The 12,709-nt window shown below is 61.6% G+C and carries 11 protein-coding genes; 6 read left to right on the top strand and 5 right to left on the bottom strand.

Going from position 1 to position 12,709, the window contains the following annotated elements:
- Nucleotides 1–7: 7 nt before the first annotated feature.
- The gene (locus BFP92_RS17300; protein WP_065930425.1) at nucleotides 8–940 is read right to left on the bottom strand and encodes an iron-sulfur-binding ferredoxin reductase; all 933 of its coding nucleotides are present in this window, start codon (nucleotides 938–940) and stop codon (nucleotides 8–10) included.
- Nucleotides 941–1,157: 217 nt separating this feature from the next.
- Here BFP92_RS17300 and BFP92_RS17295 point away from each other — a divergent pair, with 217 nt between their 5' ends.
- The 5 genes from BFP92_RS17295 (at nucleotide 1,158) to BFP92_RS17275 (ending at nucleotide 8,324) form a co-directional block, all read left to right on the top strand.
- Nucleotides 1,158–2,681 carry a fumarate hydratase gene (locus BFP92_RS17295; RefSeq protein WP_065930424.1) on the top strand — a complete coding sequence of 508 codons (1,524 nt, stop codon included), beginning with the start codon at nucleotides 1,158–1,160 and terminating at the stop codon, nucleotides 2,679–2,681.
- Nucleotides 2,682–2,916: 235 nt separating this feature from the next.
- The gene (locus BFP92_RS17290; protein WP_065930423.1) at nucleotides 2,917–4,683 is read left to right on the top strand and encodes an ATP-binding protein; all 1,767 of its coding nucleotides are present in this window, start codon (nucleotides 2,917–2,919) and stop codon (nucleotides 4,681–4,683) included.
- The gene (locus tag BFP92_RS17285) at nucleotides 4,677–6,002 is read left to right on the top strand and encodes a sigma-54-dependent transcriptional regulator (RefSeq protein ID WP_065930422.1); all 1,326 of its coding nucleotides are present in this window, start codon (nucleotides 4,677–4,679) and stop codon (nucleotides 6,000–6,002) included. Before BFP92_RS17290 ends, BFP92_RS17285 begins: the two co-directional genes overlap by 7 nt.
- A gap of 200 nt (nucleotides 6,003–6,202) precedes the next feature.
- Nucleotides 6,203–7,522, top strand: a complete 1,320-nt coding sequence (locus BFP92_RS17280; RefSeq protein ID WP_065930421.1) for an MFS transporter — start codon at nucleotides 6,203–6,205, stop codon at nucleotides 7,520–7,522.
- A 181-nt stretch (nucleotides 7,523–7,703) separates the two neighbouring features.
- Nucleotides 7,704–8,324, top strand: a complete 621-nt coding sequence (locus BFP92_RS17275; RefSeq protein ID WP_065930420.1) for a flavin reductase family protein — start codon at nucleotides 7,704–7,706, stop codon at nucleotides 8,322–8,324.
- A 97-nt stretch (nucleotides 8,325–8,421) separates the two neighbouring features.
- Here BFP92_RS17275 and BFP92_RS17270 read toward each other — a convergent pair whose 3' ends face one another.
- Nucleotides 8,422–8,703, bottom strand: a complete 282-nt coding sequence (locus BFP92_RS17270; RefSeq protein ID WP_056858655.1) for a hypothetical protein — start codon at nucleotides 8,701–8,703, stop codon at nucleotides 8,422–8,424.
- An 8-nt stretch (nucleotides 8,704–8,711) separates the two neighbouring features.
- Nucleotides 8,712–9,053 carry an antibiotic biosynthesis monooxygenase family protein gene (locus BFP92_RS17265; RefSeq protein WP_065930419.1) on the bottom strand — a complete coding sequence of 114 codons (342 nt, stop codon included), beginning with the start codon at nucleotides 9,051–9,053 and terminating at the stop codon, nucleotides 8,712–8,714.
- Between the two features lie 328 nt (nucleotides 9,054–9,381).
- Here BFP92_RS17265 and BFP92_RS17260 point away from each other — a divergent pair, with 328 nt between their 5' ends.
- The gene (locus BFP92_RS17260; RefSeq protein WP_065930418.1) at nucleotides 9,382–10,311 is read left to right on the top strand and encodes an AraC family transcriptional regulator; all 930 of its coding nucleotides are present in this window, start codon (nucleotides 9,382–9,384) and stop codon (nucleotides 10,309–10,311) included.
- A gap of 138 nt (nucleotides 10,312–10,449) precedes the next feature.
- On the opposite strand, the gene BFP92_RS17255 is transcribed toward BFP92_RS17260, so the two are convergent.
- Nucleotides 10,450–11,919, bottom strand: a complete 1,470-nt coding sequence (locus tag BFP92_RS17255) for an ATP-binding protein (protein WP_056858658.1) — start codon at nucleotides 11,917–11,919, stop codon at nucleotides 10,450–10,452.
- On the bottom strand, nucleotides 11,909–12,643 hold the full coding sequence (locus BFP92_RS17250; RefSeq protein WP_017139770.1) for a response regulator: 735 nt from the start codon (nucleotides 12,641–12,643) through the stop codon (nucleotides 11,909–11,911). The genes BFP92_RS17255 and BFP92_RS17250 overlap by 11 nt, the downstream gene beginning before the upstream one ends.
- Nucleotides 12,644–12,709: the final 66 nt, after the last annotated feature.

The following is a 12,709-nucleotide window of genomic DNA, read 5'->3' as shown; positions in this document are numbered from 1 at the left end:
TCAGCGCTCAACCACGCGGCAGGAACACATCGGCCAGCAGTTGATTGCGCGGCAATCCCGCCAGGAACAGGCGTTTGGAAAACGCCTCGACATTGGCAGGGTGCCCGCAGAGTAAGGCCAGAGTTTGCCGCGAAACAAGCCGCAGTTGCGCCAATGCCTGGGCCGACTCAGCCGCCGTCCACAGCTCCACAGTCAGGTTCGCGTGCTGCGCAGCCAATTGCGCCAAGGGCTCGGCCAGATAATGCCCATCGGCATCATGGGCCAGGTGAATCACGCGGATGGCGCCTTGGTGATCCTGGCGCAGCGCCTCGCGCAGCACGCCCCATAACGGCCCAAGCCCCGTGCCGGATGCCAGCAGCCACAACGGCCGCGATTGCCAGTCAGGATCATATTGCAGCGCCCCGCCCCGCAACTCACCGAGCCGCAGGCCGTCGCCCACCTGAAGTTGCCGGGCAATATCGCTGAATTCACCGGGCAGACGGCAATCGAGATGAAACTCCAAAAACGGGTCTTCCTGCGGCAAGCTGGCCAACGAATACGGGCGCGCCACCTGCCCCGCCCACAGCACCAGATGCTGCCCGGCCCGATAACGCAGGCCACGTTCGGGTTGCAGGCGCAGGCGCAGTACCTCGGGGTTCAACCAGTCGACGCCCACCACATGCGCGGGCAAGCCATCGCGCAGCGGGTCAAATGCTTCAACCTGTAAATCTGCGACAACCTCACATTGGCAGGCCAGACGCCAACCGTCCTGACGTTGCGCCGGGCTCAGGGCATCGGGCTGCTTATCCACAACCTCACCCTGGCAACGCACCAGGCACGCATGGCAACTGCCCGCCCGGCAACTGTAGGGCACAGCCACCCCCGCCTGATTCAAGGCATCCAGCAGGTTGCTGCCGGTGGCTACCGACCAGTGGCGTTCGCCGACGTGCAGTTCAGGCATATAAAGGCTCAATCAGAAGGGACCCGCACAGGAAATCATGCCTGCGACAGTTTGACCATAGTCGGGTGTATCGGCCACCGCGTCGGGTTATACTGCCGCGCCTTTTTAGCGTCGCGCCTTGCACCACTGTGGCGTGCCTTGGAAAGGTGGTTTCAGCCGACCGATGCAACACTGAAGCCACCTTTATTGAATGTTCCCTTATAGAGGAGCGCGACTCATGACCGTGATCAAGCAAGACGACCTGATTCAGAGCGTTGCCGACGCCCTGCAATTCATTTCCTACTACCACCCCGTTGACTTCATCCAGGCCATGCACGAAGCCTACCTGCGCGAGGAATCGCCGGCAGCCCGTGACTCCATCGCTCAGATCCTGATCAACTCGCGCATGTGTGCCACCGGCCATCGCCCGATCTGCCAGGACACCGGCATCGTGACCGTGTTCGTGCGCGTGGGCATGGATGTACGTTGGGACGGCGCCACCATGGGCCTGGACGACATGATCAACGAAGGCGTGCGTCGCGCCTACAACCTGCCGGAAAACGTCCTGCGCGCCTCCATCCTGGCCGACCCGGCAGGCAGCCGTAAAAACACCAAGGACAATACTCCTGCGGTCATCCACTACTCCATCGTCCCGGGTAACACCGTGGAAGTGGACGTGGCGGCCAAAGGCGGCGGCTCCGAGAACAAGTCGAAAATGGCCATGCTCAACCCGTCCGACTCGATCGTCGACTGGGTACTCAAGACCGTTCCGACCATGGGCGCCGGCTGGTGCCCACCGGGCATGCTCGGCATCGGCATCGGCGGCACCGCCGAGAAAGCTGCGGTGATGGCCAAGGAAGTGTTGATGGAGTCCATCGACATCCACGAGCTGAAAAAGCGCGGCCCGCAGAACCGTATCGAAGAGATGCGTCTGGAGCTGTTCGAGAAGGTCAACCAACTGGGCATCGGCGCCCAGGGCCTGGGTGGCCTGACCACCGTGCTCGACGTGAAAATCATGGACTACCCGACCCACGCAGCCTCGCTGCCGGTGTGCATGATCCCCAACTGCGCCGCCACCCGTCACGCGCACTTTGTGCTCGACGGTTCGGGCCCGGCGTCGCTGGAAGCGCCACCGCTCGATGCCTACCCGGAAATCGTCTGGGAAGCCGGCCCGTCGGCCCGTCGCGTCAACCTCGACACCCTGACCCCGGAAGAAGTACAAAGCTGGAAGCCGGGCGAAACCGTGTTGCTCAACGGCAAGATGCTCACCGGTCGCGACGCGGCGCACAAGCGCATGGTCGAGATGCTCAACAAGGGCGAAACCCTGCCGGTGGACCTCAAGGGTCGCTTCATCTACTACGTCGGCCCGGTTGATCCGGTGCGCGAAGAAGTGGTTGGCCCGGCTGGCCCGACCACGGCCACGCGGATGGACAAGTTCACCCGTCAGATCCTCGAGCAAACCGGTCTGCTCGGCATGATCGGCAAATCCGAGCGCGGCCCGACTGCGATCGAAGCGATCAAGGACCACAAAGCCGTGTACCTGATGGCCGTGGGCGGCGCTGCTTACCTGGTGGCGCAAGCCATCAAGAAGTCGCGCGTTGTTGCCTTCGCCGAGTTGGGCATGGAAGCGATCTACGAGTTCGACGTCAAAGACATGCCGGTCACCGTTGCGGTGGACAGCAAGGGCGAGTCCGTACACATCACCGGTCCTGCCATCTGGCAGAAAAAGATCAGTGAAAGCCTGGCGGTAGAAGTGCAGTAAGCACTTCCCCGCAAGGATGAAGGCGACTGTGGCTAATGGCCCAGTCGCCTTTTTTATTGTGTACACAGTCATGTGGGAGCGGGCTTGCTCGCGAAAGCGGTGGGTCAGTCAATTTAACTGTCACTGATACACCGCATTCGCGAGCAAGCCCGCTCCCACACAAGCCGCGCTCGCCACAAAATACAGTCCTACTCATGCTATGGTGCTCGCCCTTACCGCGCCTGTTCATCACCGTATGATCGTGATCCCTCGCCCCCTGCGACTGACTTTCTACTCGCTGTTGATCATCGCCGGCGCCGTGCTGGCCGCCGCCTTGGCCACCCGTCATGCCGAACGTCAGGCCTTGGTGGATGACGCCGCTCGCGCCAATCAGCAATTGGCGCTGTATGCCAATTCGCTGCACACCCTGATCGAACGTTACCGCGCCCTGCCCGCCGTGCTGGCGCTGGATTCAGAAATGATCAGCGCCCTCAAAGCCCCGCTGGACACCGCTACCCAGGACTTGCTCAACCGCAAGCTGGAGCGCATCAACGGTGCCGCACAGTCTTCCACCCTGGAACTGATGGACCGTAACGGCCTGGCCGTGGCCGCCAGTAACTGGAACCTGCCCAGCAGCTATGTCGGGCACAACTACGCGTTTCGTCCGTATTTCAGCCAGACCAAAAGCCAGGGCACCGGGCGTTTTTATGCGGTGGGGGTGACCACCGGCATTCCGGGTTATTTCCTCTCCAGCGCCGTGGTCGATGAACACGAGCAGTTCCTCGGCGCCATGGTGGTGAAGCTGGAGTTCCCCGAACTTGAGCGCGAATGGGCCCAAGGCAACGACCTGCTGCTGGTCAGCGATGCGCGGGGCATCGTGTTTATCGCCAACCAGCCGGGCTGGCGTTACCGTAACTTGCGCCCCTTGTCGGCCAATGACCTTGCCGAACTCAAGGCGACTCGCCAATACGACAAGAAACAGCTGCAGCCGCTGGACACTCAGACGCTGCAGCGCTTTGACGAAAACAGCCACTTGATGCGGGTCAACGGCCCCGACGGCAACGCCCATTACATCTGGGAATCCCTGCCGCTGAAAGCCGAAGGCTGGACCTTGCACCTGCTGCGCAAACCGCAGTTCGCCTTTGAAGACCAACGCAACGCCGGCCTTGCCGCCGCCGGTTCATGGCTGGCGCTGGTGTTTCTGCTGCTGTTCCTGAACCAACGCTGGCGCCTGGCCCGCTTGCGCCAACGCAGCCGCGAAGAGCTTGAACAGCTTGTCGAAGAGCGCACCCAGGCGCTGCGCACCGCGCAGGACGGCCTGGTGCAGTCGGCCAAGCTGGCGGCCCTGGGGCAAATGTCCGCCGCCCTCGCCCATGAAATCAACCAGCCGCTGACCGCCCAGCGCATGCAGTTGGCGACCTTGCGCCTGCTGCTCGATCACGGCCGCGTGGACGATGCCTATAAGGCACTGACGCCGCTGGACGACATGCTCACACGCATGGCGGCGCTCACCGGCCACCTCAAGACCTTCGCGCGCAAGAGCCCCAGCGGCCTGCGTGAGCGGCTGGATTTGGCCACGGTGGTCGACCAATCCTTGCACCTGCTCGACGCCCGTCTGCGCGATGAAAGCATTGGCGTGGTGCTGGACCTTAGCCGCCCTGCCTGGGTGCGTGGTGACGCGATCCGCCTGGAGCAAGTGCTGATCAACCTGCTACGCAATGCGCTGGACGCCATGGCCGACAAACCGCGCAAACGCCTGGAAATCCGCCTGCACGCCGACCAGCAGCTGTGGCAACTGACCGTCAGCGACAGCGGCGGCGGGATAGCCCAAGCGCATCTGAACAGCGTGTTCGATCCATTTTTCACCACCAAACCGGTGGGCGACGGGCTTGGCTTGGGGTTGGCCGTGTCCTATGCCATCGTGCATGAACTGGGCGGGCGCCTGCTCGCCGGCAACCGTGGCGACGGCGCGGTATTTACCCTGACCCTGCCTATCGCGCTGGAGACACCCGACCTATGTTGAACGCAGTGATTGTGGTGGATGACGAGACGAGTATTCGCTCCGCCGTCGAACAGTGGTTGAGCCTGTCGGGGTTTGAAGTGCAGTTGTTCAGTCGCGCCGAAGAATGCCTGGCACATCTGCCCAAGGACTTTCCTGGCGTCATTTTGAGCGACGTGCGCATGCCCGGCCTCAGCGGCCTGGAGCTGCTGGCCGAAGTGCAGCGGCGTGACGCCGACTTGCCGGTGATCTTGCTCACCGGGCATGGCGACGTGCCGATGGCCGTGGAAGCCATGCGTGACGGTGCCTACGACTTTCTGGAAAAGCCCTTCAGCCCGGACGCACTGCTCAACAGCCTGCGCCGCGCCTTGGACAAACGCGGGCTGATCCTGGAGAACCGTCGCCTGCATCAACAGGCCGACCATCGGGCGCAGCTGGAGTCGAGCCTGCTCGGCGTGTCCCGTGGTTTACAGACCCTGCGCCGCCAAGTGCTGGACCTGGCCAGCCTGCCGGTCAATGTGCTGATCCGTGGCGAAACCGGCAGCGGCAAGGAACTGGTCGCGCGCTGTTTGCATGACTTTGGCCCACGGGCCAAAAAGCCCTTTGTCGCGCTCAACTGCGCGGCCATCCCCGAGCAGCTGTTTGAAGCCGAGCTGTTCGGCCACGAAAGCGGCGCGTTCACCGGCGCCCAGGGCAAACGCATCGGCAAGCTGGAATATGCCCACGGCGGCACGCTGTTCCTGGATGAAATCGAAAGCATGCCGCTGGCCCAGCAGGTCAAATTGTTGCGGGTGTTGCAGGAACAGAAACTGGAGCGACTGGGCTCCAACCAAAGTATCCATGTGGACTTGCGCATCATTGCCGCCACCAAGCCCGACCTGCTCGAAGAGGCCCGCGCCGGGCGTTTTCGCGAAGACCTGGCGTACCGCTTGAACGTCGCGCAACTGCGCCTGCCGCCGTTGCGCGAGCGGCGTGAGGATATTCCGCTGCTGTTCGACCACTTTGCCCAAAGCGCCGCCGAGCGCCTGGGCCGCAGCGCCGAACCGTTGAGCGGTGCGCAACTGGGGCGCCTGCTCAGCCATGACTGGCCGGGCAATGTGCGCGAGCTGGCCAACGTCGCCGAACGCCAGGTGCTGGGCCTGAGTGAACCGGAGCCGGAAGGCATCGAGGCCGGGCAATCCCTGGCGGCGCAGCAGGAGGCGTTCGAGGCGCATTGTCTCAAGGCTGCGTTGACGCGGCACAAAGGCGATATCAAGGCGGTGTTGGCCGAGCTGCAACTGCCGCGCCGTACCTTGAATGAAAAGATGCAGCGGCATGGGTTGGTGCGGGAGATGTTTCTGTAGCTGTTTTCGAAGACGCCATCGCAGGCAGCCATAAGCGGATTTCCGCTCACCACCGCAAAACCATCAGCAACTTTCCGCTCAAAAAAATCCTGTAACCCTTCTATTCCGGGCCTTCATCTGTTTGGCACAGCTCCTGCTATAGCCCAAACCAGGCTGCGTTCGCGCCGCTCCATAAAAACAACTAGATGAAGGATCCTTCAATGGATAACTCCAACGCCCTGCCTCTGGGGTCGGCGGCTGTGCCGACTAAAGAGCGCACCACTTCCAGCCGCATCAAATCGATCTTCAGTGGTTCCGTCGGCAACATGGTCGAGTGGTATGACTGGTACGTCTACGCCGCCTTCTCGCTGTACTTCGCCAAGACCTTCTTCCCCGCCGGCTCCTCCACCGCTCAATTGATGAACACCGCCGCCATCTTTGCCGTGGGCTTTATCATGCGCCCCATCGGTGGCTGGCTGATGGGGCTTTACGCTGACTACAAAGGCCGCAAGGCCGCCTTGATGGCCTCGGTATTGCTGATGTGCTTCGGCTCGCTGCTGATCGCGCTGACGCCGGGCTACGACACCATCGGCATCGGCGCGCCGATCCTGCTGGTGTTTGCACGCTTGCTGCAGGGCCTGTCGGTAGGTGGCGAGTACGGGACCTCGGCCACTTACCTGAGTGAGATGGCGACCAAGGAGCGTCGCGGTTTCTTCTCCAGCTTCCAGTACGTGACCCTGATCTCCGGCCAGCTCATCGCCCTGGCGGTATTGATCGTGTTGCAACAAACCCTGACCACCGAGCAGCTGTATGCCTGGGGCTGGCGCATCCCGTTCGCCATCGGCGCGCTGTGCGCAGTGGTCGCGTTGTTCCTGCGTCGCGGCATGGAAGAAACCGAGTCGTTCACCAAAAAGGAAAAAGCCAAGGAAAGCGCGATGCGCACCTTGATGCGTCACCCCAAGGAAGTGATGACGGTGGTCGGCCTGACCATGGGCGGCACCCTGGCCTTCTACACCTACACCACCTACATGCAGAAATACCTGGTGAACACGGTGGGCATGAGCATCTCCGACTCCACCACCATTTCGGCCGCCACCCTGTTCCTGTTCATGTGCCTGCAACCGCTGGTGGGCGGGCTGTCGGATAAGGTGGGCCGCCGACCGATCCTGATCGCCTTCGGCATCCTCGGCACGCTGTTCACCGTGCCGATCCTCACCACCCTGCACACCATCCAAAGCTGGTGGGGCGCGTTCTTCCTGATCATGGCGGCGCTGATCATCGTCAGTGGCTATACCTCGATCAACGCGGTGGTGAAAGCTGAACTGTTCCCGACCGAGATCCGCGCGCTGGGCGTGGGCCTGCCGTATGCGCTGACCGTGTCGATCTTCGGCGGTACGGCTGAAGTGATTGCGCTGTGGTTCAAGAACATCGGCATGGAGACGGGTTACTACTGGTATGTGACCGCGTGTATCGCGGTGTCGCTGGTGGTTTACGTGACCATGAAAGACACCCGTAAACACTCGCGCATCACCACCGACTAAGGGTTTAACGCGGTAAAAAATGTGGGAGCTGGCTTGCCTGCGATAACGGTCTATCAGTCTTGGATTCAGTGACTGACACACCGCCATCGCGGGCAAGCCCGCTCCCACATTTGGTTTTCGTTGTTTGCATAATTGCGTGCAAAATGACGCTTCTCTAACTCCGCTGCAGGAACCCTGGGCCATGTCCGACGATATCCATTTCTACGAACCCGCCAACGGCCACGGCCTGCCCCATGACCCGTTCAACGCCATCGTCGGGCCACGGCCGATCGGCTGGATTTCGTCGCACGACGGCGAGGGCCGCCTGAACCTGGCGCCCTACAGTTTCTTTAACGCGTTCAACTACATTCCGCCGATCATTGGGTTTTCCAGTGTCGGGCGCAAAGACAGCCTGAACAACATCGAACAGACCGGGGAGTTCGTGTGGAACCTGGCAACCCGCCCGCTGGCCGAGCAGATGAACCAGAGTTGCGCGGCCGTATCGCCGGACGTGAATGAATTCGAGTTATCCGTCCTGACGCCGGTGGCCTCGAAAATCGTCGCGGTGCCACGGGTAGGCGAAAGCCCGGTGTCGTTTGAATGCAAGGTGACGCAGATCATTCAACTGCAACGTGCCGACAAGGCGTTGGTGCCGAGCTGGCTGGTGCTCGGTGAAGTGGTTGCCGTGCACATTGCCAAGTGGCTGCTCAAGGATGGGGTTTACGACACGGCGGCCGCTGAGCCGATTTTGCGTGGTGGTGGGCCGGCGGATTATTTCCAGTTGGGGCCGGAGGCGTTGTTCAAGATGTATCGCCCGCGCTGACCCGATACTGCCCAACAAACACAACAGAACCCTGTGGGAGCCGGGCTTGCCCGGCTCCCACATTTGATCTTTGTTGAGCGATATAAAGTGTTCGGCTTCAGCTTGCGGCTGTTGCCCAAGTCAGCTGACCGTCTTCGTCCACATCAACCAGACATTCAAGTTGCAGCGTCGCTGCATCGTCGGCGTCGGAGGCGGTCTTGAAGGTCTGGCCAGCCAGGATCTTGTGAAACTGCGGGGCGCCCATGCCATCGAGTGCCTTGACGGCGACGGCGGCGCTGTAGCCACCCTCTTCTTCACGCACTAATGCAGAAACGGCTTCGTGATGGGCAAATTGTTTACGTGCCATGTTGCAGGTCCCGGCCAATGGAAAGTCGGCCATTCTAACCGCTAACCGGCCAGTTGCAGGTACTCACCGTAGGCATGGGCGGCGGATGCGTCGGTGAAGGTCTGGAAGTCCATGCTGCGCACTACCATGTCGTTCAACAGCTCAGTAAAGATCATCAAGGCAGGGGAACTGAAGTAGGCGCTCATCGCCTGCTCGCTGCTCCAGAAGCCCGAGACCAGCCATACATCGGGATCGACCTGGGAATGCTGCAACGAGAATTGCAGGCAACCCTGAGCCTGACGGCCCGGTTCGATCAAACTGCTCAAGCGTGCACCGAGTTCGGTGCTGCACCCGGTACGGGCACGGATAAAGGCCATATGGCTCGCGGGAATGGGGGTGGACATGTTCGACTCTCCCGTTGAGAAGTGATGCTCGGCAAGCACTGTGAGGGCGTGTTGCCACAGGATCAAAGATAGCGGCGCGAAGGCGGGCGCAGTTAGTCGATTCCTGCAGGCTTATTGCACAATCCTGCGAGAAGCGTAGATAAGACGTCTGGCCCCCGGGATTTATTCCACGCCCATACTCAGTGTTTCAGGCAGATGACAGGCTCCCCACTTGCCCGATTCACGACATATCGCAGGATCAGGCAAGGATTGAGCAGAATCGACGTAACACCTTTTGAAATGCCGCCGCTAAGCTGATCCCATCAAAGCAGTCAGTAGAGGACACCCCATGTCGTCGCCCGAAACCAAGCCAATGCCCCTCGATGCCGAGATGGAAAAACAACGCGCCGAGCTGGCCAGCATTGTTCACCGTCACACCTGGGAAGATGGCTCCTACGGCACGGCAATTACCTCGCTGTATCTGAACCGCCACAACACGCCCCGCGACTTCATGCCGGTGCTGGTGGAACCCGCCTTGTGCATCCTGGCCAGTGGCAGCAAGGAAGTGCGCCTGGCCGACGAAATCTTTGCCTACGACCCGCTCAATTATCTGGTGTTTTCGGTGGCGATGCCGGTCGCCGGGCGGATCATCGACGCCACACCGCAAGACCCCAACCTGTCGGTGCGCATCAATATCGACCCGGCCCAGCTCACCGCGCTGATCGCCGAGGCGGGTCCGATGGGCGTGCCGTCGCGGCCGACATCCCGTGGCATGTACGTTGACCGCATCGACAACCAGTTGCTCGACGCCGTGCTGCGCCTGACGCGGCTGCTGGACACGCCGAAAGACATCGCCATGCTCGCGCCCCTTATCAATCGCGAGATCCTTTATCGCTTGCTACGTGGCCCACAGGGTTACCGGCTGTATGAAATCGCCGTGGCCAACAGTCAGAGCCATCGCGTGAGCCAGGCCATCAAATGGCTGAACGGCAACTTCGAACAACCGCTGCGCATTGATGACCTGGCCAAGGAAGTGAACCTCAGTGTTTCGACCTTGCACCATCGTTTCAAGGCGATTACGGCGATGAGTCCGCTGCAATACCAGAAGCAACTGCGGCTGCAGGAAGCACGGCGATTGATGATTGCCGAAGGGCTGGAGGCGTCGGCGGCGGGGTATCGGGTGGGGTATGAAAGCCCGTCGCAGTTCAGCCGGGAATACAGCCGGTTGTTCGGGGCGCCGCCGCTGCGGGATTTGGCCCGGCTGCGCCAAAGTATCTGACTCAACCGGGATCAAAATGTGGGATTGGGCTTGTGTGGGAGCTGGCTTGCCGGCGATGCAGGTACCCTGTTCTTTCAGTCAGACCGCGGTGATGCTATCGCAGGCAAGCCAGCTCCCACAGTTGATCGGTGGTGTTAGTCAGTCCAGGGTTCGCGGCAGTTGTAAGGTCACCCGCAAACCGCCTTCGCGCAAATTCTGCAAACTCACTTCCCCGCCATGGCTGTGGGCAATGTTGCGCGCGATGCCCAGGCCCAAGCCGTAACCTTGCTGCTGCCCGGCCAGTCGAAAGTGCGGCTCAAACACTTGCTCCAAACGCTGCTCCGGCACGCCGGGGCCTTCGTCATCCACATGCAGGATGAACTCCACGCCATCGTCCTCGATATGCAAATGCGCGTTCTGTCCGTACTTCAGGGCATTGTCGATCAGGTTGCCGATGCAGCGCTTGAGCGCCAGCGGTTTGCCCGGATAAGGGGTCAGCGCCCGGCCGTGCTGGGTGATGCGACCATTACCGTTCGGCGCCAGGTACGGCTCCACCAGGCAATCGAGCACGTGATTGAGGTCGACCGGCTCGATGTTTTCGTGAATGTCAGTGTCTTTGACGCACTGCAACGCGCCCTTGACCAGCAACTCCAACTCATCCAGGTCGCGGCCGAATTTGGCTTGCAGGTTTTCGTCTTCCAGCAACTCCACGCGCAGGCGCAGGCGCGTGATCGGCGTGCGCAAATCGTGGGAAATCGCGCTGAACAGTTGGCTGCGCTCGGTGAGGTAGCGGCTGATGCGTTCGCGCATGGCATTAAACGCACGGCCCACTTCCACCACTTCGCTGCCACCGCCTTCGGCCACCGGCTCCACGTCGGCGCCCAGGGACATGTCCCGCGCTGCCCGCGCCAGGCGCTTGAGCGGCCGGCTTTGCCAGTGCACCAACAGGCCGATAAACAGCAGCAGGAAACCGCTGGTCAGCACGATAAACCACACTTGCTGCGACGGCAGGCCTTGCTCTTCCAAACTGGTGTAGGGCTCGGGCAGCAGCGAGGCGATGTACAACCATTCGCCGGGTGCCAGCTGGATTTGTGTGACCAGCACCGGCGGGTTCACCGGCTCCAGGGTCAGGGCGTAATGCGCCCAGGAACGCGGCAGCTCATCAAGCTTGAGGCCCGCGTTGAAAATACGCAGGTCCTCGGCGCTGACGAATTCCACCGAGATAAGCACGTCGCTGCCCAGGGTTTGGCGCAGCACTTCGTCCACGGCTTGCAGCACCGCCTGCTTGCGCGGGGTCTGCGGCAGAATCTGCATGTCCAGTGGGCGGTCGTTGAGGGTCACCACAAAACGCGTGCCACCCATGCTGCGCAGCTGGTCGAGCACCAACGGGCGATAGGCCACCGGCAGCGAGCGAAAGTAACTCACACTGGCCGTCATCGAATGCGCCAGGCTGCGCGCGCTGGTCACCAGGCCTTCGAGCTGGGTGGCGCGCAATTGCGACACCCAGATCACGCTGGACAGCGCCTGGGCGAACAGCACCACGAGCAAGGTCAGCAGTAACATGCGCCCCAGCAGCGAACGCGGCACCGGAAAGCGCCGGCGGCGCTCGGTCAGTGGCTCAGTGGGCATTGCCGGCAACCACGCTGGCTGCCAGTTGATAACCGCTGCCACGCACCGTGCGGATCAGCCTTGGAGGTTTTTCGGTATCGCGCAGGCGTTGGCGCAGGCGGCTGACGGCCATGTCGACGATACGGTCCAACGGCATCAGGTCGCGGCCACGGGTGGCATTGCCGATGGTGTCGCGGTCGAGAATCTGTTGCGGGTGATCGAGAAACAGTTTGAGCAAGGCAAAGTCGGCGCCGGAGAGGATCACCTCTTCGCCGTCCACGTGAAACAGGCGGTGGCTGATCATGTCCAGGCGCCATTCATCGAACACCAGCACATCGCCGCCGCCCGTGCGTTCCTGGCCAAACTGGGCGCGGCGCAACAGGGCTTTGATCCGCGCCTGCAGCTCGCGGGGGCTGAAAGGTTTGCCGATGTAATCGTCGGCGCCCAGCTCCAGGCCGATCACGCGGTCGGCTTCGTCGGAACTGGCGGTCAGCATGATGATCGGCACCTGCGCCTGGCGCGGGTGCTGGCGAATCCAGCGGCAAAGGCTGAAACCGTCTTCGTCCGGCAACATTACATCGAGGATGACCAGGTCGCACGGCGCCTCGTTCATCGCCTGGCGAAACCCCGCGCCATCCGGCACGCCACGCACCTGGAAGCCGGCGCGACTGAGGTAGGTCTGCAGCAATTCGCGGATTTCCTGATCGTCGTCGACGAGGAGAATCGATTTACTGATTACGCTCACGGGGTCCTCCTTGTTGTTATGGCCAAGCTTAAGTCATTTGTTGCCCTTGAGGCCGCTTTCGCGAGC

This window comes from Pseudomonas sp. 58 R 3 (genome assembly GCF_900006605.1).
Lineage (GTDB): Bacteria > Pseudomonadota > Gammaproteobacteria > Pseudomonadales > Pseudomonadaceae > Aquipseudomonas > Aquipseudomonas salomonii.
The sequence above is the reverse complement of the archived record's forward strand: the minus strand, read 5'-3'. Positions and strand labels throughout refer to the sequence as shown.

Excerpts from the sequence above, each read along its gene's own strand:
- BFP92_RS17300 (WP_065930425.1), bottom strand. The coding sequence starts at position 940 with ATGCCTGAACTGCACGTCGGCGAACGCCACTGGTCGGTAGCCACCGGC.
- BFP92_RS17295 (WP_065930424.1), top strand. The coding sequence starts at position 1,158 with ATGACCGTGATCAAGCAAGACGACCTGATTCAGAGCGTTGCCGACGCC.
- BFP92_RS17290 (WP_065930423.1), top strand. The coding sequence starts at position 2,917 with ATGATCGTGATCCCTCGCCCCCTGCGACTGACTTTCTACTCGCTGTTG.
- BFP92_RS17285 (WP_065930422.1), top strand. The coding sequence starts at position 4,677 with ATGTTGAACGCAGTGATTGTGGTGGATGACGAGACGAGTATTCGCTCC.
- BFP92_RS17280 (WP_065930421.1), top strand. The coding sequence starts at position 6,203 with ATGGATAACTCCAACGCCCTGCCTCTGGGGTCGGCGGCTGTGCCGACT.
- BFP92_RS17275 (WP_065930420.1), top strand. The coding sequence starts at position 7,704 with ATGTCCGACGATATCCATTTCTACGAACCCGCCAACGGCCACGGCCTG.
- BFP92_RS17270 (WP_056858655.1), bottom strand. The coding sequence starts at position 8,703 with ATGGCCGACTTTCCATTGGCCGGGACCTGCAACATGGCACGTAAACAA.
- BFP92_RS17265 (WP_065930419.1), bottom strand. The coding sequence starts at position 9,053 with ATGTCCACCCCCATTCCCGCGAGCCATATGGCCTTTATCCGTGCCCGT.
- BFP92_RS17260 (WP_065930418.1), top strand. The coding sequence starts at position 9,382 with ATGTCGTCGCCCGAAACCAAGCCAATGCCCCTCGATGCCGAGATGGAA.
- BFP92_RS17255 (WP_056858658.1), bottom strand. The coding sequence starts at position 11,919 with ATGCCCACTGAGCCACTGACCGAGCGCCGCCGGCGCTTTCCGGTGCCG.